This window comes from Chitinophagaceae bacterium (assembly GCA_016713085.1).
Classification (GTDB): Bacteria; Bacteroidota; Bacteroidia; order Chitinophagales; family Chitinophagaceae; genus Lacibacter.
Genome location: JADJPV010000001.1, coordinates 26,327 through 49,463, shown reverse-complemented (window position 1 = coordinate 49,463; position 23,137 = coordinate 26,327). Strand labels below are relative to the sequence as shown.

Annotated in this window: 18 protein-coding genes and 3 pseudogenes; 9 read left to right on the top strand and 12 right to left on the bottom strand. The window is 38.9% G+C overall.

Going from position 1 to position 23,137, the window contains the following annotated elements; translation table 11 throughout:
- Positions 1 to 41 precede the first annotated feature (41 nt).
- Positions 42 to 866 (bottom strand): hypothetical protein, encoded by an 825-nt coding sequence (locus IPK31_00250; GenBank protein MBK8086533.1) that lies wholly within the window; start codon positions 864 to 866, stop codon positions 42 to 44.
- A gap of 320 nt (positions 867 to 1,186) precedes the next feature.
- Between IPK31_00250 and IPK31_00245 the strand changes: the two genes are divergently transcribed.
- Positions 1,187 to 1,678, top strand: a complete 492-nt coding sequence (locus IPK31_00245; protein ID MBK8086532.1) for a DinB family protein — start codon at positions 1,187 to 1,189, stop codon at positions 1,676 to 1,678.
- Positions 1,679 to 1,686: 8 nt separating this feature from the next.
- Here the strand turns inward: IPK31_00245 and IPK31_00240 are convergent, their stop codons facing one another.
- Entirely contained in the window at positions 1,687 to 2,340 is a 654-nt protein-coding gene (locus IPK31_00240; GenBank protein MBK8086531.1) for a response regulator transcription factor, read from the bottom strand.
- A 135-nt stretch (positions 2,341 to 2,475) separates the two neighbouring features.
- On the opposite strand from IPK31_00240, the gene IPK31_00235 reads away from it, so the two are divergent.
- A complete protein-coding gene (locus IPK31_00235) occupies positions 2,476 to 2,745 on the top strand; it encodes a hypothetical protein (protein MBK8086530.1) in 270 nt (89 codons plus the stop codon).
- A 112-nt stretch (positions 2,746 to 2,857) separates the two neighbouring features.
- On the opposite strand, the gene IPK31_00230 is transcribed toward IPK31_00235, so the two are convergent.
- Positions 2,858 to 4,786: a hypothetical protein gene (locus IPK31_00230; protein MBK8086529.1), complete on the bottom strand. Its 1,929-nt coding sequence runs from the start codon at positions 4,784 to 4,786 to the stop codon at positions 2,858 to 2,860.
- Between the two features lie 147 nt (positions 4,787 to 4,933).
- On the opposite strand from IPK31_00230, the gene IPK31_00225 reads away from it, so the two are divergent.
- Positions 4,934 to 6,112 carry a beta-lactamase family protein gene (locus tag IPK31_00225; protein ID MBK8086528.1) on the top strand — a complete coding sequence of 393 codons (1,179 nt, stop codon included), beginning with the start codon at positions 4,934 to 4,936 and terminating at the stop codon, positions 6,110 to 6,112.
- Between the two features lie 24 nt (positions 6,113 to 6,136).
- On the top strand, positions 6,137 to 6,541 hold the full coding sequence (locus IPK31_00220; GenBank protein MBK8086527.1) for a hypothetical protein: 405 nt from the start codon (positions 6,137 to 6,139) through the stop codon (positions 6,539 to 6,541).
- Positions 6,542 to 6,613: 72 nt separating this feature from the next.
- Here IPK31_00220 and IPK31_00215 read toward each other — a convergent pair whose 3' ends face one another.
- Positions 6,614 to 7,279: an EcsC family protein gene (locus IPK31_00215; protein MBK8086526.1), complete on the bottom strand. Its 666-nt coding sequence runs from the start codon at positions 7,277 to 7,279 to the stop codon at positions 6,614 to 6,616.
- Between the two features lie 241 nt (positions 7,280 to 7,520).
- On the opposite strand from IPK31_00215, the gene IPK31_00210 reads away from it, so the two are divergent.
- The gene (locus IPK31_00210) at positions 7,521 to 8,234 is read left to right on the top strand and encodes an SDR family oxidoreductase (protein MBK8086525.1); all 714 of its coding nucleotides are present in this window, start codon (positions 7,521 to 7,523) and stop codon (positions 8,232 to 8,234) included.
- A gap of 88 nt (positions 8,235 to 8,322) precedes the next feature.
- Here IPK31_00210 and IPK31_00205 read toward each other — a convergent pair whose 3' ends face one another.
- Entirely contained in the window at positions 8,323 to 9,564 is a 1,242-nt protein-coding gene (locus tag IPK31_00205; protein MBK8086524.1) for a PQQ-dependent sugar dehydrogenase, read from the bottom strand.
- Positions 9,565 to 10,009: 445 nt separating this feature from the next.
- Between IPK31_00205 and IPK31_00200 the strand changes: the two genes are divergently transcribed.
- On the top strand, positions 10,010 to 10,999 hold the full coding sequence (locus IPK31_00200) for a Gfo/Idh/MocA family oxidoreductase (GenBank protein MBK8086523.1): 990 nt from the start codon (positions 10,010 to 10,012) through the stop codon (positions 10,997 to 10,999).
- Positions 11,000 to 11,096: 97 nt separating this feature from the next.
- On the opposite strand, the gene IPK31_00195 is transcribed toward IPK31_00200, so the two are convergent.
- Entirely contained in the window at positions 11,097 to 11,252 is a 156-nt protein-coding gene (locus IPK31_00195) for a hypothetical protein (protein ID MBK8086522.1), read from the bottom strand.
- Positions 11,253 to 11,382: 130 nt separating this feature from the next.
- Between IPK31_00195 and IPK31_00190 the strand changes: the two genes are divergently transcribed.
- Positions 11,383 to 13,386, top strand: coding sequence for a carbohydrate-binding domain-containing protein (locus IPK31_00190; protein ID MBK8086521.1), 2,004 nt, complete (start codon positions 11,383 to 11,385; stop codon positions 13,384 to 13,386).
- A 75-nt stretch (positions 13,387 to 13,461) separates the two neighbouring features.
- On the opposite strand, the gene IPK31_00185 is transcribed toward IPK31_00190, so the two are convergent.
- From IPK31_00185 to gndA, 3 genes and pseudogenes are all read right to left on the bottom strand, one after another.
- Complete coding sequence (locus IPK31_00185; protein ID MBK8086520.1) at positions 13,462 to 14,046, bottom strand: PhnA domain-containing protein; 585 nt, start codon at positions 14,044 to 14,046, stop codon at positions 13,462 to 13,464.
- Positions 14,047 to 14,140: 94 nt separating this feature from the next.
- A pseudogene (locus IPK31_00180) lies at positions 14,141 to 15,731 on the bottom strand (beta-lactamase family protein).
- 32 nt (positions 15,732 to 15,763) lie between these two features.
- A pseudogene (gene gndA, locus IPK31_00175) lies at positions 15,764 to 17,633 on the bottom strand (NADP-dependent phosphogluconate dehydrogenase).
- Positions 17,634 to 17,901: 268 nt separating this feature from the next.
- Here gndA and IPK31_00170 point away from each other — a divergent pair.
- Complete coding sequence (locus IPK31_00170; GenBank protein MBK8086519.1) at positions 17,902 to 18,312, top strand: hypothetical protein; 411 nt, start codon at positions 17,902 to 17,904, stop codon at positions 18,310 to 18,312.
- Between the two features lie 6 nt (positions 18,313 to 18,318).
- Here IPK31_00170 and IPK31_00165 read toward each other — a convergent pair whose 3' ends face one another.
- The 3 genes from IPK31_00165 to IPK31_00155 are packed head-to-tail and all read right to left on the bottom strand — an operon-like array spanning position 18,319 to position 20,390.
- On the bottom strand, positions 18,319 to 19,314 hold the full coding sequence (locus IPK31_00165) for a hypothetical protein (protein ID MBK8086518.1): 996 nt from the start codon (positions 19,312 to 19,314) through the stop codon (positions 18,319 to 18,321).
- Between the two features lie 9 nt (positions 19,315 to 19,323).
- Positions 19,324 to 19,806, bottom strand: coding sequence for an OmpA family protein (locus tag IPK31_00160; protein ID MBK8086517.1), 483 nt, complete (start codon positions 19,804 to 19,806; stop codon positions 19,324 to 19,326).
- Positions 19,782 to 20,390, bottom strand: a complete 609-nt coding sequence (locus tag IPK31_00155) for a hypothetical protein (GenBank protein ID MBK8086516.1) — start codon at positions 20,388 to 20,390, stop codon at positions 19,782 to 19,784. The genes IPK31_00160 and IPK31_00155 overlap by 25 nt, the downstream gene beginning before the upstream one ends.
- Positions 20,391 to 20,609: 219 nt before the next feature.
- Here IPK31_00155 and IPK31_00150 point away from each other — a divergent pair.
- A pseudogene (locus tag IPK31_00150) lies at positions 20,610 to 23,100 on the top strand (cation-translocating P-type ATPase).
- Positions 23,101 to 23,137 lie beyond the last annotated feature (37 nt).

Here is a 23,137-nt window from a genome sequence, read left to right as displayed (position 1 = left end):
TACGGTAAATAGGCGGGCTTTCTGTTTGTGATGGAATGAGTTTATATTATTCTGTTCAGCGTATAGCTAAAATCTTCATTGCCCACCAGGAGTTTGCCATCAGCATCTGTAAATACAAGAATATGCTCATCAAGTTTTAGCAGGTAAATAAATGCTTTCCCATTTTTGTCATTTAACCTGTACATGATCTTTCCTGTTTTTGATGTTATAATTTCCCAGGTTCCTGCTTTGCCATTTTCTTCACGCCAGGAAGTTCCCAAAATTTTATAGGATAGTGGCAGATTGGTTTTTGCATTGCCATAAAAAGTGATGCGCCATTTTATTTTGTAGCAGGGCGAGCCTGGATTAATAATGCCCGGCACTGCACAGGGTGTTCGCCCGTCAAATACTGTCGAATCTTTCAGAACAGCCGGCAATGCAGCCATATTAACCTGATCGGTAAGTAAAGGTGAAACATTGTTCAGGGTATAGCTCCAGCCTCCATTTCCAATGAGTAAGCTCTTGTCTGTATCCAGCAAATGCAGAAGGTCTGCATTTAATTCTGCCAGTGCTAAGATTTTATTTTCATTCTGCAGAAGGAAAAGATGTGCTTCCTTTTTTAACTCTCCACTGAGTTCAATTTTTGTACCGCCGTTTAAAAAACCATTTGTGTTTGGTTTTCCAATACCATAATTGCACTGAAGCATATACCTGTTATCAAGAAGGGTTAATTTCCACCGGATAAAGTCAATAGAATCAGTGGCTGAAATTTTAAGGAATGAACGGATAACAGGAGCAGCCGGAGTGCTGGCAGTATAAACTCTTTCTTTTCCATTGACGCAGGAAACAAGTAAGAATATCAGTGAACAGGAAAGAATTGTTTTCATACACCTGCTTTGTATAAAGTTCATACAATTTTGCGGGTTTTGCAACAGGAGTTGAAGGCTCAATTAGCCTTGTGCAATGGATGACTGTTTTTCAATCTGAGAAAAGCTCAGTAAACCCTAAAAAAAGGCCGTCCCTGGAAAGAGTCGGCCGTTGCTAACCTATGAAAAACACCTAACGCAAAATTATAAGAACCTGCAATTGTTCAATGTGATTTTTGTCACATTTCAGTATGATGCCGGTTAGATTACATCGTGTATTGTATATTTTTAAAATGTCTTTTACTGTAAGGCTGTTAACTTTGACTCTTAAACAATAACTCATGTCAATAACAACTGCCCAACAGGATTTAATTATTAAGATGACCATTACCGCATGGGATGCCCAAAATAAATATCTCAGTAAACTGCTTGAATCTTTAACTGATGAGCAGCTGCAAAAGGAAATAGCCCCAGGCAGAAATACTGGCATTTACCTGTTGGGTCATTTAATTGCAGTAAGCGATGCAATGTTACCCCTGCTTGGCTTTGGGGAACGCTTATTTCCTGCTTTGGAAAATGTGTTTGTTAAAAACCCGGATAAATCAGGACTTGAAATGCCGTCAGTTTCTGAACTAAAAGGAAACCTGGATGCAGTGAATGCAAAACTCTCATCGGCTTTTCAATCATGTACTGCTGATGAATGGCTAAGCAGGCATACAGCTGTTTCTGCAGAAGATTTTGTAAATGAGCTACACCGAAATAAATTGAATGTTGTCATCAGCCGCACCAATCATATGGCGAATCATATCGGACAGATGCTGTTGTTGAAGTAATTAACCGATCAGCCCTTTTGTATAGGCAATACGCAACGCCTGCGCTCTGCTGTTGACATGCAATTTTTGATAAATATTAATACAGTGTTTTTTACTGTATTGGGGCTGATGCAAATTTTATTGCCAATCTCTTTATATTCTAAACCCTGGCTGAGTAATTGTAAGATTTCTTTTTCCCGTTCACTTAACTGAAAAGGGTTTCCTTCATTTTTCACAGTTTCAACAGCAGGTTTTTGAACTATTTGCAGAATTTTATAGGCAATGCTGGGGGATATAGGACCTGCACCGCTCTCCCAAAGATTCATCAGCATATCATTGATTACTTCACCGCTTTCTTCTTTCAGTAAGTAACCACAGGCACCTGCACGTATAGCCCTAAAAATTTTATCGTCATCATCAAAAATGGTAAGCACAACAAATTTGATATGGGGATATAAGGAAGAAGCAGTTCCAATAGCAGAAACACCATCGGTATGCGGCATTTCAAGATCCATTAGTACAATATGCGGATGCTGATCCTGTGGCAGTTGGTGCATTTGCAGCAGAAAATCATCTCCGTTTACAGCCTGGAAGGCAAGTTTAAAAAAAGTGTTACGGGATAATTTATCAGTAATAACCTTCCGGTTATTTAGTTTATCATCCACCACTGCTATTCTGATCATGCCTGTTTTTTCAAAGTTCCTTTAAAGATAATCATAAAGTAATACTCCATTCAGGTACTCTTCATAACTATCCAAATGGAGTAAAGGTATCAATGAGCTTTAAAAAGATATTGCATTTCTAAAATTCACAACAAAATGAAAAAAATATTTTTCCCTTTTTTATTTGCAGCACTTACGTTTATTGCCTGTAAAAAATCAAAGTCATCTAATACCGGCGGGCAGAGTACTAATGTCACTGTTACATTTACCAACAATGATCTTTTCCCTAAAAGGGTCATCCTCACCGGAACCGGCACTGGAGATACACTCTATCCCTTTCCTGACAAAATATTGGATATTGATGTGCAGCCAAAAGTTCTGTTACAAAAAATGATATACTTCCCGGGAAAAGAAAACTGGTTGTAGTAATAAATTGCACTGCTCAACAACCGGTAAATGCCAGTTGTTCAGGTTATGTTTACAGAAATGCAGAATATCTTGCCGGCAAAATCTATACAGAATTATTGCAGTAACAACCTTATAAATGAAGCGTTACCCTTGTTCCTTTTGCGGCTTCACTAATTAATGAAAGGGTAATGGCTGAAGCTGTTGCCCTTTCCTGCATATTCAGCAAACCGTGGCTATCGGTTGTTTTTGATTTTTCAAGATTTAGATCGAATCCTTTTCCGTTATCCTGCATGGAAATTATCCATGTTTTTTCTTCAACTAAACTGCTGGCAGTAATTGTAGAGGCTTGAGCGTGTTTTACTGCGTTGTTTACTGCCTCTTGCAGTATCAGGATAATATTCAATGCTTTAGCGGATGGGATTATATAATTACCCGGTGCTTCTCCCTCTACCTTAAAATTAATGGAAGTGTAATGCCGCCCCATTTGTTTCATGAAATTAATTATGCGTAACCACAAATCAATTGCAGATATGTCAGTCGTCTTCATGGCCCATACAGTCTCTCTCAAATTTAAAAGCATCTCTTTGGCGGTCTCCTGCAGATTAACTGCAATCTTTCGATCAAAAACTGTTTCATAAAGCAGCAAACTGCTGTTATGCAGTATTGCATTGGCCTGTACACCTAAGTTGTCATGCAATTCGGATGCAATACGTTTTCTTTCATTCTCTTCGGCATCTTTTACTGCTATCGTGTTTTTGATTTTTTGTTTCTGCCTGTATTTTTTAAACCGGAATGCCATGTAAGCAAACAGCAGAACAGACAAAATGCCACCGCCAAGTAAAAAAAAGTTGCGCTGAAACAAATCTAGTTTCTGCTGTGCAATAAGGGTTTCTTTTTTTTGCACTTCGTATTTGGTTTGTATATCAGCAATTTTATCAGCAGCATTTATTTGGTTGGCTGAATCTGATACAGCAATAAACCGTTCCAGTGTTTTGCTGTATTGCACATACTCACCTGAAGCTTTATACGCAGCACCCATTACTGTATACAACGAAAAGACTTCGCTTCCTCTTATACTGTTGTTATTTGCAATTGTCAGACCTTCTTTTGCGGTTTCTATGCATTTACTGTATTCTTTTTGACTGAAGTAAAAATTGGAAAGACCAACAAAGTCATTTACAATGTAAAGCGGGTCGCCAATTTTTTTTCGTATTTCCAGGCCTTTTTTAAAATCAGTTTCTCCTGCTTCCGGGTGTTGAATTACTCCATAAAAATTCCCCCGTAATATGAAAGAAGATGCAAGTACACCTAAATGTTCATTCTGTTCAGATAATTCAATGGCTTTGTTAATGCAGATGAAAAAACTGTCTTTTATCTGTTTTGTGTGGGTGCTGTAATAAGCATTGAAATAATAAAGGGCAAGGTTGGATAAAATATAAGCTTCAATTTCACTGTTTTCAGCATTACCGGCTTCCTTACTTATTTCCAGACCTTTCAGCCAGGCTTGTTTTGCTTCTGCTGATTTATTTACATTTAAATAGGTAGCGCCAATAAAATTCAACACAAATAATTGTGCATTGATATTGCCTTCTTCTTCTGCCTCGTTTAATAATTTCAATTGTAAATCCAATGCTTCTGTGCGTTTGTCAAGACGGTTTAAAGCGTTTGCTTTCAGTAACTGTATTTTATAATACAGCGTTTTATCTGTTTTCTTAATGTCTTTAAATAAGTTACTGTTTTCAATTTTGTAAGTAATACTGTCGGTTTTGCCTTTCGCCAAATCTCCGGCTATTAAGCTGTATTCTGCCCATGCAAGATTCTTGCTGTCCTTTAATTGATAAGCCAGTTTTTTTGCCCAAGCTGCATAATAGTATATGGTATCAGCATGTAAGGCATTTTTCAGTTTACTGATAGCAACCAGGTTAGTCAGTTTTTCTTCATTTGTTTTAGAATTGTAAATAAGATGCTTCGCTTTTTCTATGCCTGAAGTTTGAGAAAAAATTACGGCAGGCATGCCTGCCGTCATAAGAAATAAAAAAATGTAAAAACTGTATTTCATGTTGTAAGTAAGAACAAATATAGAGGTTTCAATTTCCTGAAAATCTATCCAAATGGAGTATTCCTTGCTGTTGCTGCTTACTGCATTTTTACCTGCATAAAGGCCGTTGCATTCCTGATGAAATTAAACAACTATTAAACCGAAAACATGAAAAAGATTCTTCCTTTTTTACTTTTTGTAATCTTTCTTCTTTCATCCCATTCCTGTAAGAAACCTGGCGGCGATAGCACGCCTGCAGCACCCGTTACTCAAACAGATATTGCAGCAGTTGATAATAAGATTGCCACGTTTATGAGTACCTACAATATTCCCGGGGCCTCACTGGCAGTAAGTAAAAATGGAAAATTAGTGTATATGAAAGGCTATGGTAAAGCCAATACTGTTACTGGTGAAGCCGTTACACCTGCTCATCGTTTCCGCCTCGCAAGTGTATCTAAAACATTTACAGGTGCGGCCATTTTAAAATTAGTGCAGGATGGAAAGCTGGGTCTGGATGCAAAAGTGTTTGGCACTGGTGGTGTTTTTGCTACTGATTATGGTACTGCACCTTACAATGCCAATCTTTTAAATATTACTGTCAGGCATTTGTTGCAGAACGTTTCCGGCTCATGGGGTTCAGCTACCGGTGGCGATGTAATTGATCAAAACCCTTCTTATACATACAAGCAATTAATAGACTGGATTATAAACACACGGCCAAATCCTGCTGCACCGGGTACAGTGTATGATTATTCTAACATAAATTTTTGTATTGCGGGAAGAATCATCGAAAAAATTTCTGGTAAAACTTACAGCAATTATATAAAGGAAGATATAATGACACCTATTGGCGGTAACCAAACTGACATTAGTGGCAAAACAGCAGCGGAGAAAAAAGCAAATGAAGTTAGTTATTACGGACAGGGCAATGATGCACCTTATGTTTACAGTATTGCTTTTCCACGCAGGGATGCAGATGGTGGATTGATGACCACCGCACCTGAACTGTTACGGTTTGTAAACGCAATTGATGGTTTTAGTACAAGGCCTGATATTTTAAATGCAGGCCATCTTACTTTATTTACCACGCCATCTGCTGCATTCTCCGGGTATGCCTGCGGTATTGGTATTTGGAGTGCTGAAAATGTATGGTATAACTATGGCAGTTTACCGGGTACCCGTACCGGCTTTATGCGGCATTCAAATGGAATGTGTGTGGCACTGTTGCTTAATTCAAGGGTAGACCCAACAGCCGGTGAAAACCCTTTTGTGTTTGGTATGCAGGATGTAATGCTTGACCTGGTTAAGAATAGCAGTTACACATGGCAAAGCATTGACCAGTTTTAAGAATCAAACAATAAATACATATACATGACTTCACTTTCTTTAAGACCAGCAAACTTTAATAAGTTATTTTGCCTGCTGCTGTTGGGAATAGTTTTTTTCAATGCTACTTCCTGCAAAAAAAAATCACAAGGTAACACCTTTACCTATGTGGGTAAATGGACTGTTAATTACAATTTTACCACAGGCTCTAAGGCAAAGGGTACATTTACTGCAACCTTACAATCAAATGGAAAATGGGATTATGTTGAAGGCGGCTTTAGCAAAATTGACGCAGGTACATGGTCATTTTCGGGTAATACCATCAATTTTGTTTTTAACTTTTCCGGGCTTGCCAGTTATACGGGAATCAAAGTAACTGATAACAGCCTTAGCGGCACTGCAGTTGCAGATGCCGGCGTTTCAACAGGCACCTGGACGGCAACAAGGTAAATTCAAAACCTGAATCGGTAAACGCAATTACATATGCGAATCATATAGGGCAAATGTTATTGCTGAAGTAGTTTACTGATTCAATATTCTCATCCGGTATGCATTCATAGCGGTAATGCCTAATTTTTTAATTAAACGGTAATTCACAATTATTCCAACAGGTGCGCCTATCAGGGGTATTAGCTGAGCCATTTTTGCCAGATCAATATAGTCCCGGTATTCCTGTTGAAAATTTCTCCAGTCAAACTGGTTAATATCATCCGGAAGCAGTTGTTTTTTATTTTCCCAGTCAGTCATTTTAAGATATACTGTTTTTCGGTGGGCATGGCTGGAAAAAGCCAGTTCGAAAATATGCAGCAAGTACACCCGTTCTTTATAATCTTCCACATCAAAGCCGTACTGGTTTGCAATTTCAAAAAGTAATTTCAGTTTAATGCCGAGTAAAATGGGAAAGTCTGCAAGCCCTAATAAAATGCCACCGGCTCCTGTAATGCCTCCCTCTGCCGCTGCTGTTTTTTTATAGTTATCGATTTTCTTTAAAACAGCTGTTTCTGTTTCCTGGAAACTTGCAAAGGGTATTGGTTTTGAGGTTGTATGTTTTGCACCAAATAACACACCTCTAATTAGCTGCTTAATAGTGGCGGTAATGGCCGTATGTATTTTTTCAGGAATCCATGAGTTGATTTTTGTCTGCATTCTTTTTGACAGATCATTGAGCAATGATGGTCTGCGCAGCATGGTTTTTTGCCATGCCGCCAATTCCTTACTAACGGTGATATTGTATGGATTTGTCAAAATAAATTCAATTGTTTAAAGATACTGCAGTTCCGACTAGTGCCGGTATTTATGGCTCAGCACATTTTTAACCGGGTATTTCTCAATTTTTCGCCAAACAATTTGTTCATCAATCAGTATGCGTTTATTGATTTACTTTGAGGAAGCAAACGAATAATTAAAAACAAGTCAATTATAATTTATCATGAATGATCTTACAAACAAAGTAGCTTATATAACAGGCGGAAGCAAAGGAATAGGACATGGAATTGCAAAAATATTACTGGAGCAGGGAATGAAAGTTGCCATTACCGGAAGGAAATTGGCAGCTGTAAAAGAAGCTGCTCAATCATTAACTGCTGATGCTTCAAAAATACTGGCGCTTGAATCGGAGGTAAGTTCTCTGGCATCTGAAACAAAAGCAGTACAGGAAACTCTTACTCATTTCGGACAGTTGGATGTATTAATTGCCAATGCCGGTGTGGGTCATTTTGCAAATATTGAAAACATCACTGAAGAACAATGGAAAGAAACCATTAATACAAATCTTACCGGTGTATTTAACAGTGTGAAAGCCTGTATTGAACCATTAAAGCAAACAAAGGGATATATCATTACCATTGCAAGTTTGGCAGGCACCAACTTTTTTGAATCTGCTTCTGCCTATAATGCCAGTAAATTTGGATTAGTTGGATTTACACAGGCGATCATGCTTGATTTACGTAAGTACGGAATTAAGATCAGTACAATTATGCCGGGTTCAGTAGCCACGAATTTTAATAACCATGTTCCCAATGATGCGGATGCATGGAAAATCCAACCGGAAGATATTGGTCAGATAGTAGCAGATCTGTTACATATGAATCCCCGTACACTGCCGAGCAAGATTGAAGTAAGACCAAGTATGCCGGGTAAGTAAAACAAATCTGCATAAAAAACCTCCGGAGTTTTACAGCTGATCAAAGAAAAATTCAGCCTTGCTAAAATTCCGGAGGTTTATTTTATAGTTACTTTTTACTGATGCGGTACATGTTCCCTGAATCAGTAATAGTATAAAGCATGCCATCAATATAAGCAACATCACGAACACGTTCTTTTACATCTTCCATAATGCGTTCTTCACCCACTACTTTGTTATTAACGATCACTAACCTTGCAAGGTGTGCGCTGCTTTGTCCGCTGATGAACAGATTGTTTTCCCATTCAGGAATTGCATTACCCTTATAAAAAATCATACCGCCCGGTGATAAAACAGGATCCCAGTAATACACCGGCTGCTCCATACCTTCTTTTTGCTGAATAGCAGAACCGATTGGTTCACCACTGTATTCAATGCCATAAGTAATAATGGGCCAGCCATAGTTTTTTCCCGGCTTAATGAGATTGAGTTCATCACCACCACGTGGCCCGAATTCAGCTTCCCACAAATCACCTGTTACAGGATGTAAAGCCAGGCTTTGTACGTTACGGTTACCATACGCATAAATCTCCGGCATTGCACCTGCCTGGTTGGTGAATGGATTACCGGGAGCAGGGTTACCTTCAGGAGTTATTTTAAATATTTTTCCCAATCCCGATTGCAGCGATTGTGCCTGCACTCTTCCTTCAAGAACAGATCGTTCACCACTGCTCACAAATAAATTTCCATCTTTATCAAAAAGTAATCTTGATCCATAATGTTGTTTACTGTTGACTAAAGCAGGAGTTGCACGAAAGATTACTTTCGGGTTATCAACTGTTCCTGCCGCTTCATTCAACTGACCTTTGGCAACAGATGTGAGGTTGCCCACTCCATATTTTTCAGAAAAAGACCAGTAAATTGTTTTGTTGTTGGCGAAATCAGGATCAAGTGCAACATCAAGTAACCCGCCCTGGCTGGCATCATCTACTGCAGGTAAACCGGTAATCTTTTTTATTAATAAGCCATTACCATCATGAATTTCCATGTATCCTGATTTCTCAGTTATAATCACCCGTCCATCAGGGAGTGGGGTAATAGCCCATGGCCTGCCTAATTTTTCAGCAATTTTTTCCACCTTGTAAGGAGTTGCTGTTTTTACAGCAGCAATTCTTGTTTGTCCTTCAAAGGCAGGTTTATAATTCGTGTTTGGTTTCTGGGTTTCTACGGATGGAACTTTACTGGTATCCCCGTCTGTTATTGTTTTTGATGAAGTGTTTTTGCCGGCGCATCCTGAAGTTGATATTACTAACAGGAGGGCAGCTCCATAAATAAATTGTTTGGCTGGCATGTTTGTTTCTTTAAAGTGAGCAGTAAAAATAAAGAAACTGGAACTCATACTGAAAGGTATTATCGACTTCATTTATTTACGATGTACACCCCGAAAAAGAAAATTCCAGGCTTAAGTTCAATGCGTAGTTTTTTGATGTATTGATCAATGATGTAAAAGCTTCACAATCCTTATCTCTCCATTGTCTGTATTTGCCAGTAAGTCAATGACGGCAAAGCCATTCAAACGGTCCAAAGCAGAAATACTTTAGCCAGATGACCGGAATAATTTGATATCCCATATATTCAGCACAACATCATCGAGCAGGTATAAATGGAGTTTATTACTATCAGGTTTAATATAAACGCACAGCTGAAGAGGTAAATGAATAAATCAATAACAGCGAAGACTGTTCGCCTGAAATAATTTAGTTTTACATGAATACATAAAGATTAAAGCATGCACTATGAATCAAATCCGATGGGGAGTTTTGAGTACGGCAAAAATTGCCCGTGAAAAAGTAATATCTGCTATGCAGGCAGGCAGTTATTGTTCTGTTGATGCAATTGCATCACGCAATCATGAACAGGCAAAAGACACCGCTGCCTTACTTGGTATACCAAAGGCTTATGATTCTTATGAAGCTTTGCTGAACGATGCTGATATTGATGCGGTGTATATTCCATTGCCCAATCACCTGCATGTGCAGTGGGCCATCAAAGCACTGGAGGCAGATAAACATGTATTATGTGAAAAACCAATAGGTCTCAGTTCTGCTGAAGCAATACAATTACAGCAGGCAGCTCAGCAAAGACCGCATCTGAAAATAATGGAAGCATTCATGTACCGCTTTCATCCGCAGTGGAAGAAAACAAAAAAAATGATCCAGGATGGTTCAATCGGTGAATTAAAAACCATTCAGTCTTTTTTTTCCTATTATAACGTGGATGCCAATAATATCCGCAATAAAAAGGAAGCAGGAGGTGGAGGTATGATGGATATTGGATGCTACTGTGTTTCACTGTCACGTTTTCTTTTTGATGAAGAACCCATAACTGTTTTTGCTGATGTGGAGTTTGATCCTGTTTTGCAAACAGACAGGATGGCATCGGGCATCCTGCATTTTAATAAAGGAACTGCTACCTTTTCCTGTTCAACACAATTAATGCCTTACCAGCGTGTTAACATTCTTGGTACAACCGGCAGAATTGATATAGAAATTCCATTTAATGCTCCGGTTTTGGCAGCAACCAGTATCTGGCTCAGTACAAAAAGCGGACTTGAAGAAATTATTTTTGATGCGGTTGATCAGTATACGTTACAGTGTGATCTTTTTTCAAAATCAATTCTCGATGGCACAACGGTGCCGATTGATTTAAGCGATGCTGTTAATAACATGAAAGTAATTGAAGCCGTGTTTAAAAGTTCAGCTGAAAAAAAACTGATCAGTATTTAATTTGAAATACTTCTTTGTGCATTATTAAAAATCCCCGCCTGGTTTGACGGGGATTTTTAATATATCGGTAAATGGTTACTGATTTGAAACTATAAGACTACCGCAGTAAATCATTGGTCACTTTTACCTGTACCGTATAAGCTTCCAGTGTTTTTGCAATGATGCTGATGTTTTCCTGTTGAAAATTGTAAAAAGAAATGTAAGTGATGAAACGTGTGTAAGCAATCCCAGGTTCTGTTGTAAATGATTTCATACCTGATATTTCAAATGTCCGCTTCACTGGCAGATATGTCCGTTTCACTGGCAGATAACTCTTCTTTAACAATGCCATTTTTACTTTCACGTTTGAAAACTGAATATAACCCTTCAATAAATAGTATAGTATGAAACGAAATCAAGCCTTCTCAGCAGTTGTTCTTACAATTCTTCTAATGACGGGAATACAATCCTGCAAAAAGGATAGTGCCGGAACAGCTGATCCGGGAACAGTAACTGATACAATTGTTACCAACAGTAAAGACACAACATTTGCCAATGCCGTTATGATAAAGTATGCCGGAAAAACAGCAACGGTTACCAATTCTTATGAAGGTTCAGGCATAAGTGTGGTTATTACAAATGGCGATGTAGTGGTTACTTCCACTGTAACTTCTGCGGAAATAAACTATGTTTTATCACGCAATGCAACCGATGGTTCGTTTAAACTGTATGGTGAGTATAAATTCAACCTGGTTTTGAATGGAGTTGGAATTACAAATGCCGATGGCCCTGCTATTAATATTCAGTGCGGCAAAAAGGTTTCTGTGAATGTACTCAACGGTACCAATAACCGGCTGATTGACGGCAGCACTTATGCAACAAGTATCGAAGATCAAAAGGCAGCTTTTTTCAGTGAAGGTCAGTTGAATTTCAGCGGTACAGGTGCTTTAACTGTTATAGGTAATTATAAACATGGTATCTGCAGCGACGATTACATTTATATCACACAGGGAAACATAACAATTTCCAAAGCAGTATCTGACGGTATACATGCCAATGATTATTTTAAAATGGATGCAGGTACAATTGCCGTTACTTCATTAGGCGACGGGATTGATTGCGGGGAAGGATATGTAGCGATTAACGGAGGAACAATTACTGTAAACAGTGTGGATGACGGCATTACTGCTTCTTATGATGGAACAGATGCAGCAATTACTCCTTATGTAGAAATTAAAGGTGCTGTAATTAAAGTAACCACCACAGGCGATAAAGGCAACGGCATAAAAAGTGAAAGCTATACAACTGTTAACAGCAGTGATGCTATTACAATAAAAGTATCAGGTAAAGCTGCGAAAGGATTTAAAACAGGCGGAAATTTTATGTTGACCAATGGCAACATAACCGTTACAACTTCCGGCAATGCTTTTTATGATACGGATGATGCAGATATTGCTGCGGCTGCAGGAATTAATTGTGATGGCAATTTTGTAATGACACAGGGAACTGTAACAATAACAAGTACCGGCACAGCAGGTAAAGGCATCAGTGTTGATGGTACGCTTACTGTAAATGGAGGAGCTGTTAGCATCACTGCTTCAGGAACTTCATTTACTTATGGTGCAAATACAAGTGAAGCAAAGGGAATGAAAAGCGACGGTGCTTTAACTGTGAATGGAGGAGACATCAGTATTGCTGCAACTGATGATGGAATAAAATCGGAAGCAGCGATTATATTTAATACCGGAACAGTGAATATTACTAAATCAACAGAAGGAATAGAAGCACCCGTTATTACATTCACTAACGGTAATATCACAGCTGTTTCATCTGATGATTGTGTAAATGCTACTTACGGTAATGGCGGTGAAGCAAGCGATGGAAGTTTACTAACTTTTGCAGGCGGCAATGTTTCTTTAAGTTCAACAGGAGGTGACCCGATTGATGGTAATGGAAATGTTGTAATGACTGGAGGTACTGTAATTGTACAGGGCCCGCCATCTTCACCGGAAGTTGCCATTGATGTAAATGGTACGTTTAATATTTCAGGCGGGTTATTAATTGCATCCGGTCCCAACTCAGGAAATATGATTGAAGCAACCAGTAATACATCTGCACAATATACAGTGCTGGTAAAAGTAAATGGTAATGTTACAGCAGGAACTTTGTTTAATATCCAGGATGCATCCGGCAGCAGTCTTGTAACTTTTGCACCTGCAAGAACTGCTTATTATTTTGTTTTCTCTTCATCTGCATTGCAAAGCGGTTCTGCTTATAAAGTGTATACCGGCGGAACCTGCACAGGTGCAACTGTTACCAATGGGTTTTATTCCGGCGGTACTTACAGTGGAGGAACACAGAAAGGAACTGTTACAGTTTCAGGAAAGCTGACTACTGTATCACTTTAATTAATTGACAGAAAAAAAAAAGAGGCGGACTGTTTACAGTCCGCCTCTTTGGTAATATATTATTGAAAAGATTGTTTAAGCATTCTGCTTCCTTACATATTTTGTAAGAATCACAATTAACTGCCCTTCAATTTTTCCTTCAATCTGTTCTATATTGTCTTTTACAAGATGAATATTTTTTACAATTGTTCCCATCTTAGCATTCAGTGATGATCCTTTTACATCCAGTGATTTTGTTAAGATCACTGTGTCGCCAGTTTGTAAAAGGTTTCCGTTACTGTCTTTATGCAGATCAACAGATGAGTCATTATCATGATCGCCGGTTGTTTTGGCCCATGCAAGACGTTCATCTTCGAGGTACATCATATCGAGATTATCTGCAGCCCAGCTTTCATTCCGTAAACGGTTCAGCATCCGCCATGATACTACCTGTACACCCGGTACTTCACTCCACATACTTTCTGATAAACAATTCCAGTGCTTATTATCAAGTTCTGCTTTCTTTTCAATCTGTGCAAGACAGGTATCACAAATCATGATACAGTTGTCTTCGGTAGTACGGTCAACAGGGGGAACTTCATAGATTTTTACATTGTTCTCACCCTTACATAGTTCACATTTTTGCTCGCTTCTCTGAAGCAGTACATCTTCCAGTTTCATGCTGTCTTTGTTTGATTAAGGCGGCGAAGGTAATTCTTTCAGATTGCATTCCAATTTCATGTAAAACAGAGCATTTAACAGGCTGATTGTCGTGTTATTTTTTTATTTCCAGTTTTGGCTGTTCACGGATATAATATTCCTGGATCAGTGCAGGGTTTTCGGGTGAAAGTGTAAAATAGATTTCAATATTTGTTTTTTCGCCTTCGATGATAAATGATCCACGCAGTTGGTTCTCCGGTTTTACTTCTCTCACAGCAATAATTTTTCCTGCTTTTGCATAAAGTTCTCCTGCATATTTCTTCAATGTGTCAATCGGATAATCAGGAAAAAAATTTTCAGCGAAGATGCCGCTTTGTTTTGCATTGTTCCAGTCGGGGAAGAATTTTTACGAGTTCGTTTTTGCGCTGCTCTAATATTTTTGATGCAGGTAATTGCCGTGGCTGTAAACCAGCCAGTTTCACAATCGTGTCCAGTACTCTTAAATTCACAAATCCCATTGGGGCATAGGTACGGTTTGCAAAAGCCATTACACCAATTCCATAATCAGGCATAATACGCCATTGACTTCCAAAGCCGGGCAAACCGCCACTGTGAGCGATATACGTTTTACCATCGCAATCTTTCATCCATCCCAAACCATAACAGTAAGCAGTTGTTACTGCACAAAGTCTTCCATCAGGATATTGAAAGGAAGGATTAAATCCATTCCATCGCCATGGATGATGCATTTCTCTTACGGAACTTCTTTTAATGGGTCCATCATCTGCAGTATTGTTTGGCGGCCATGCAGAAAGATGCAAAGCCATATAATTGGCAAATTCATCAACAGAGGAAATCATACTTCCCATAGCGCCCCATGAACCGTCCGGTGTATCGTGCAGTAATTCTTCTTCGTTCCATTTATTATTCAGCCAGCGGTAGCCATGTGCTAATTTATCAGGAGCAACGTTTCCATATTCCCATTCTGCAGTTTTCATTCCTAACGGTTCCCAGATATTTGTTTTGATATAATCCTGGTAACGTATTCCTGAAACAGTGGTAACAATTTTTCCGAGTAATGCAAAGCCGAGGTTACTGTATTCATAAGCAATACCGGGGGGATTGGAAAACGAAATTTGTTTGCCGATAAATTCCATCAGATCCTTATCTGTATCAGCCAGCTGACGGTCGCCCCATGGATTATCTTCGGGAAACCCTGCGCTATGCGATAGTAAATGACGGATCGTAATATGCGGTGCATCTGCAGTTGGGTATTTGATATTTTTTAATTCAGGGATATACAGGTAAGCTGGATCATCAAGATTCAGTTTCCCTTCATCACGCAGTTTTAAAATAGCCATGGCAGTAAAACTTTTGCTCATGGATGCAATACGAAACATGGAAGAAGATGTAACAGGAATTTTCTTCTCAATATCTGTATAGCCATAATTGCCGGTGTAAACTAATTTTCCATCGACCACTATTCCAAATGAAAGACCTGGAAAGTGATTGGAGTCTGCATAGTCTTTGTAAATTTTATCAACAATTGCAAATGTCTGTTTGATTTTTTCCAGTCGGGCAGGGTCAGCAAACACGGCAGGCTGATACAGAGTGTTATACAGAGTAGCGGCAGGTTTTTCCTGTTGCTGGTTTTTACAGGATGAGAATAGAATGAAGCCGATTGTAAGGATGATTAATTGTTTCATGTAATTCTTGATTTGATAGTGCATAATTGAAATTATTCAGCTAACCAGTTTGTATGATATTTTTTACCGCTTGTATCATCTTTCCGTTCATAGGTATGTGCTCCAAAGAAATCTCTCTGTGCCTGTATGATATTTGCACTTGATTGTTCCTGTGTATAAGCATACAGGTAATGTGCGGCACTTGCCAGGCAGGGAACTGCGATATTGTTTTCTGTTGCATTTGCAACAACTTTGTTTAGCGAAGAAGAATGTTCTGCCACCTGCTTTACAATGAAAGGATGTTGCAGAATGTGTTTCTGTTCTTGCAGTAATTTACTCAAGGTGCTCATCAGCTCTGACCGGATGATGCAGCCATTGGTCCAGATTCTTGCAAGTTCCGGCATATCAATATTCCAATGATAAGTTTCAGATGCTGCATTAATTAAATGAAATCCCTGCTGGTGATTGATGATTCTTGCAAGGCGGTATGTATTGAATAATTCAGTTGTATCAACTGTTGCTTTTGGTTGATGAAGAGGGTAGAGGGCAGAAGCTATTTTCCGTTCGCTTAAAAATTCAGATTGATAACGGGCAAACAAAGCTGCTGTTAAAGTTGGAATCGGTACACCGAGCTCACAGGCCGCAACAGTTGCCCAGCCACCAGTTCCTTTATTGCCTGCTTTATCAAGAATAAGATCTATCAGCCATTTTTCTCCTTCTTTCTTTTGTAATAATTTAGTAGTGATTTCTAATAAATAACTGTTGAGATTGGCAGATAACTGTTCTTTGAATAATGCTGCTATTTCATCGGGATTGTAATTCCCGGTCCATCTTAATATTGAATACAGTTCAGCGAGTAGTTGCATTTCAGCATACTCAATTCCATTATGCACCATCTTTACAAAATGACCGGCACCGCCTTTGCCAATATACGCACAGCAGTTTCCACCTGCCTGATCTTTTGCTGCAATACTTTCTAAATAAATTTTCACAGCTGCATATCCTTCTGCTGATCCACCTGCCATAATCGAAGGACCTTTAATGCACCTTCTTCTCCACCGGAAACACCTGTGCCTACATAGGTATTCCCATTTCCTGCAATTGTTTGCAACGGCGTTCGGTGTCTTTATAAAAAGAGTTGCCACCATCAATCAAAATATCATTTGCTGAAAGATGAGGTAACAGCATTTCAATCATTTCGTCCACTGCTTCACCGGCAGGAACCATGAGGAAAATTTTTCTTGGTGATTGTAAAGAAGCCGTAAAAAGAGTAAGGTCTTCGTATCCTTTTGCGGTTGCGAGTTCATGAAATGCTGCAATAAATTCTTTTGCTACATCTTCTTCTTTTTTGGGCACATGGCGATTGAATAATGATAAGCGAAATCCTTTACCGGCAAGGTTGCGGCTGAGGCTTTTACCCATCACACCTAACCCGATTAATCCAAACTCCTGCATGGGCTCTATGTTTGATATGATTTGATGAATGATTGCTTCCGGTGAATGTTCAATATTTATTTCCAGCGCACCAGATGGAATTTCAAGTGTATCAAATTGCGATTGAAGCAGCGCTGCCGGCATATAATGTCCGGCTCTGTTACTCATCCGTTGCAGAATGGTTGTATAATCGCCTTTTAAAAATATCCATCTGCAATCCTGTTCTATCTCTTTACTGAGCCGCTCCCGGTACACCTGCTTTAATGCAGAACAGGCTATGATGATACTGGTTGAACTTAATTTTTCTTTTGCAAACGCATGAATATTGGCGAGCCAGGGCCAACGGTCTTCGTCTGTAAGCGGGGTGCCGCTTTTCATTTTGTCAATATTCTGCTGTGGATGGAACTGATCTGCATCATAAAAAGGATAGTCTGTTCTGGCAGACAGCTGTTGCCCGATGGTGGTTTTCCCCGAACCGGCAACTCCCATGATATAGATCACTTTGTTCGACAAACAGTTATTGAATGAAATTGAAGATAAGATTTATCCATGTACGGAAATTCTGCTTTGGGAAATGATTACTGCAAGGATGATCAGGCGGTTCCAAAAAGGGATGAAGCAGTTGAAAGTTTAGGAAAGAAAGAATGAGGGTATAAATTCGCAGGTGGATTGCTCGTATACAGGGAATGAAATATTTTTCTTTAAAAATTGCAGCCTGCTGCAACGTTTACTAACTTTAGCGGGTCAATTGGTAATCATGAAACATTTATTAATAATTGCAGCTTTCTTTTCTGCTCTGTTGCTTACCGGTTGCGGCAAGGCACCCATAAGTGAAGAAGACCAAATACTTGGAACTTGGGTGAAGGTAGGTTCTGATGGAACTGGGCCGGCAGGCACACTCCAGTTTACACTAAAGAATGGAAAACATGTTCTTCAATTCAACTGTTCAGGTTCTCCCGGACCAGCCTGGCCATCTACAGCTGAAACAGAATATAAGTTTCAAAATGGTAAACTGACTTTCATCAATTATGCCGATCCCAGTCTTGGGTTTTATTCAGCCGAAAGTTTTAACTGGACTTCAGAAGGGCAGGAATTTGAAGTGAAATTGTATCAACTGCTGCATTACATGTCGGCTGATTACACTGTGAAATATAGGAAAGTAAACTAATTGTTTTTATTTCTTTTGAATCAATCCGGCCAGTTCATTTAATGGAATTACATTTCTTACCAGTTGTGCATAATCCGGATGCCCGTTATTTTTTATGTATTCCTGCATCCACTCTTCATTGTTCGGGCTGTAATACATGCAGATGAACTGAATTGCAGAAGACGGTAAACTTCGATCCCAGTAATCTTTATTGAACTTCATAATTTGTAATCCTTCTTTCTTACCATTTACCTGTACAATTCCATCTTCACTACCGTAATATGCAGGGGCATTCAGTTCTTCAGTAGTCATTTCATCATAGGCTTTCTTCAGGTAGGCATATAGTATTTCTTTATCCTGCGGCCTGATGCTGTAATAAGTAAGTTTCATGTCCATTACTTCTTTCACTATTACAGGAAGCCAGAAAGCCGGGCGTTCGGGATTAAAGACAACCAGGTTGCCATCGCCATAGAGATGTACGCCAGGGGCAATTTCTTTTTCAAGAGGAAAAACGGCGAAGAGATCAGCCAGGGCTGCGGTTGCTTTTTCAAAAGGCAGTTCTAATGATGGATGATCATCCTGCACTTTAAAGCCTTCGTAATAAAAATTTGAGCTGTGACCTGCATGGGTATTGTTGATGTAAAAACTCCAGTGCGGAGGTTCTACTACCCACTTGCTTTCTTTTCCATTTTCAAGCAGAAACAATTCAAAGTTATAAACGAGTTGAGACCTGATGGCATAATTACAAGCTCTCTTTTTATAGTTGTCATCCCACATTCCGAAGATGGTGGTATTAAGGTCGAAGCCTTTTGGATTAGCCAGTAAAGGAATCTTATGGTGAAACCATTCAGCGATTGCTGTAACATTTTTATCATACGCAGCAAACATTGCACCCTGTTGGTGTTTATTATTGTAGAGAGACCATATACCGCTTTTTTCAGTTAAGTATTTTGTATTCTGAGCAGTTAGCCAAACAGGCATGCAGACAAACAGGAATGCTGCATTCGTTAAGATGCGTTTCATAAAGTTTATTTACAGTTTTATAAATTCAACCCTCCTGTTTTTGGCTTTATTTACAGCATTATCATTGCCGGCTATTGGAACAGATTCGCCTTTTCCGTCTGTTTCAATTCTGCTGTTATCAATTTCGAAAGTTTTATTGAGTTCTGCTTTAACAGCCAATGCTCTGCGTTTGGAAAGATCCATGTTTGACGCATCATCACCATCACTGTCTGTATGCCCGACAATTTTTAGTTTAAGTGCAGGATTTTCTTTCAGTACCTGTGCAATTTCTTTGATTGTAGCGTAAGATTCAGGTTTTACTTTATCAGAATTTACATCAAACTGAATTCCGTAAGAAATCAGTTTACCTTCAGTTAATAACTTATTACGCATATCCGGTAATCCCGCAGCTATTCTGAAATTCGCTATGATGGGTTTTATTTCGGCAGTAGTTTGTATCCTGAAAATATTGTACACATAGCCGTCAATTAATCCACGGGGTAAGTCAAGCACTTTTTATCGTTGGCATACATGCGTATCCTCTGCTTCTGTACCCAGAAAGCAATATGATATTTTTCCCCGGTAGTAAAATTAAATATTGAACTGCCGTTGTCTTTATAGCCTTCTGTTTTTTCTGACCAGTTGGTCCAGTTTACCTGTTCATATCCGGGAGTAATACTTATTCCTGCTTTTCCCGGAATGGCACCCCCTTCATTAGGGTCACTGAGTGTACCTGACACAAACAGAAAATTTACATTGAACATGTAGTCAATTGTTTCTGTGTTCATAGGTACCAGGTCAAACTCTACTGTAAAATTATCAGAGAATTTTTCTTTGGCTTCCGGAATATAATAACCGCCACCTGTCATTTGAAACCATCTGCCCGGAAATTTGCCAATAGTAACAATTTCGCCGCTGCTGTTGGTATTCCATAAGGCTGGGAAATCACCAATATTGTCTGATGAAAAATCATCGAAGAAAATAATTTTCTCACCGGGAATAAAGTCGAATTTTGAAACGATCTTATTTTCATCCTGTGCACTCAGTTGAAGAGAAAGCAAGAACAGACTTATAAAGAATAGATGATTTTTTTTCATAAAGCAAAAGTTTTATTGAAGTTATATAAGGGAGGCTCTCATTTTTATGACTTTAATCATTTCAAATTCTTTTTAATGTCATTCTATTTCAAAACGATAAGAACTGACTTTGTAAACTTCACTTATTGTATGTTTTCCGTCAGTTTTATTTAAATGAACCAATTTTCTTACGGTAATTGGAGTGGATATCATAAACGATTATAATGTAAATTGCTTTAGATGGAGTTTTCAGAAGTTAAATCAGGGTTAACATCAGAACAGGTTGGCATCAGCCGCAGCAGGCATGGAACCAATACACTTGAAATGCAGGAAGATCGTGTGCTGTTGCAGGTATTGAAAGAAGTGATACTGGAACCGATGTTTATATTGTTGCTGGCTGCCTGTATTATTTATTTTGTTGTTGGTCAGTATAAAGAAGGAATTATTATGCTGGTGTCCATTTTCATTGTGGCCGGCATTTCACTTTTCCAGGAATACAGAAGCAAAAATGCTGTACAGGCTTTAAAGAAACTGTCGGCTGCACATGCGAAAGTGATGCGTAATGGAGAACTGGTTCAGATAACAACAGAAGAAATAGTTGTCGATGACCTGCTGATACTGGAAGAAGGTGAGGTTGTTGCAGCAGATGGATTAATTGTTGGTGCCAATGATTTTTCTCTCAATGAATCAATCCTTACCGGCGAATCTTTTGCGGTGATTAAAACAGCCGACAACAAGAATACAGTTTACAGAGGAACATTAGTCACAAGTGGAAGCGCAACAGTAAAAGTTACGGAGGTTGGGCTAAAGACTATGTTTGGAAAGATTGGCTTGTCATTGAAAGAAATCTCTGTTGTAAAAACGCCTTTGCAAAATCAGATCCGTTCATTTGTACGTAATATGGTTTGGATTGGTGCAGCAGCTTTTTTAATTGTGGTTGGATTTAATTTTTATCATTCAGGTGATCTGCTGCAATCTTTTCTACAGGGATTAACTTTAGCAATGAGTGTTCTTCCCGAAGAAATTCCCGTTGCCTTCAGCACATTTCAGGCATTGGGTGCTTTCCGTTTTACTGAAGAATAATATTATTGTCAAGCAACCGCAGTATGTTGAAACATTAGGTTCTGCTACGGTGATATGTGTAGATAAAACGGGTACACTTACTCAAAATAAAATGAGTATTGAAAGTGTTTATGATTTTAAAACAAACTTATCTGTACAAATAAAAGACAACAATGGGTTGCCGGCTGAACTGATTGAATATGCAATGTGGAGCAGTGAAACAAATCCATTTGACCCGATGGAAAAAGCCATTCATGAGCTGTATGAAAAAACTACAGCATCAGACAGGCGACAGGAATTTAAGCAGGTGCATGAGTATCCTATTGGGGGTAAGCCTCCCAAGATGACCCATATTTTCAGGAATGAAAAAGGCGAAACAATTATTGCAGTGAAAGGTGCACCGGAAGGTATTTTACGGCAATCGAAATTATCCGGTAAAGAATTAAAACAAATCGAAGAACAATCGCTGGCGTATGCAAGATTGGGCTATCGTGTTCTCGGTGTGGGTAAAGGAATCTGGAACGAAAAAGACTGGCCGGAAGCACAGGAAGTATTTGAGTATGAATTTTTCGGGTTGATTGCTTTTCAGGATCCACCAAAAGAAAAAATTGCAGAAACAATTAAAACATTTCGTGAAGCGGGAATACCGGTAAAAATGATTACAGGTGATTATGCTGAAACTGCTCTGGCTATTGCTGGACAAATACAATTAGAACATAACAGCAATGTTTTGACAGGCGAAGAGATTTTACATCTAAGCAAAGAGGATTTACAGAAAAAAGTAAAAGACGTTGATATCTATGCACGCATGTTTCCGGAAGCAAAACTGAAAGTGATTGATGCTTTAAAAGAAAATGGTGAAGTGGTTGCAATGACCGGTGATGGAGTAAATGATGGCCCGGCATTAAAAGCTGCACATATCGGAATTGCAATGGGACTACGTGGCAGTGAAGTTGCAAAAAGTGCTGCATCCTTAATTCTTACCGATGATGACCTTGCACATATGACAGATGCTGTAGCGTTGGGACGTAAGATTTATGATAACCTCAAAAAAGCCATTCAGTATATCGTTTCCATTCATATCCCAATCATTCTAATTGTAGCACTTCCTTTATTACTTGCATGGAAGTTCACAAATATTTTTTCACCGGTTCATGTTATCTTCCTTGAACTTATAATGGGACCAACCTGTTCCATCATTTATGAAAATGAACCGATGGAGCCCGGTACAATGCAACGTCCTCCAAGAAAAGCAGGAGCTACATTCTTATCACTTCGGCAATTAACTGTCAGTATTCTTCAGGGGTTGATGATTACAGGAGGATGTTTGGGCATAGGTTATTATTTCATGCAGCAGGGCAGTGATGAGACCACTATTCGTACAATCATTTTCATTACACTTTTATTCAGTAATATTTTCTTAACACTTGTCAACCGTTCCTTTTATTATTCAATTATCAAAACATGGACCTATAAGAACAACCTTGTTCCTTTGATTATTGGAATTACCCTGTTGTTTATGGCAGCATTAATTTATGTTCCATTTATCAGGAATCTGTTCAACTTAAATCAACTGTCAATTTCCACAATCGGTATATGTGCTGCCGTTGCCGTGCTTGCTACCTTATGGATTGAAGTGTGGAAATTCATTAAACGCAACAGGAGTTAGTTCACAGAAACAAACTTTTAATATTCAGCTGAAAACT